Source organism: Vibrio sp. D173a (assembly GCF_030248475.1).
Genome location: NZ_JAHGAH010000511.1, coordinates 1 through 685 on the forward strand (window position 1 = coordinate 1; position 685 = coordinate 685).

Here is a 685-nt window from a genome sequence, read left to right on the forward strand (position 1 = left end):
CAGGAAGTTCGGATTGTCTTCATTCCCTTCCACATCACTACTCATAGTAATGGTGTAGCTGCCATCCTTGTTCGGTGTTAATGTGCGGTCACCTCGAGAGTGACGGTTCAGCGCGTTCTTCTCCATCAAGCGAGTCTTGCCGCTGTAAGCCGTGTATGACCAAAAGCCGCCCTCTTCAAGCGGTGGCGCATCGAAAGTCACGGTGTAATCATATTTACTGCCGTCTAGCACTGCGCCTTCAGTATCAAAAAAGTCGCCGCTGTACATGGTGTGTTTGGCAGGCAATCCCCATTGTCCCATCAGAGTGCCGTAAGCATGTTGATAGCTTGCAACTTTTGTCATCTCTTCACGAGTACCAAGCACATCACGCGAATCATCGAAACCTGCATTCTTGATTCTTTCTGCGCCTTTTTTCTCGCCTAGCTCAATCAATTTCAACTGCTCATCACTCAGGATGTAGTCTTCATTACCCAAACCGAGTAAGTCGAACTGTTGCAGCAGTCTTTGATCGTGATGCTTCATGGTGCCTTCTGACAAAATGAAGTTGGTACGCTCTACCCAGTTCGAGTTCTGTGGATCGGGATACTCACGCTCAACTGGTTTAGGTCCTTTCTGGCCTAGATATTCCGACAGCGTTCGAATGTTCCATTGATCCATCAGCTTTTGAGCCGTTGCTGAGTCGTCA

1 protein-coding gene is annotated in these 685 nt (G+C 48.3%); it reads right to left on the minus strand.

Going from position 1 to position 685, the window contains the following annotated elements; genetic code table 11:
- A partial coding sequence (locus KIV40_RS27160; RefSeq protein ID WP_285352295.1) for a DUF1214 domain-containing protein occupies positions 1 to 685 on the minus strand: 685 nt, incomplete at both ends.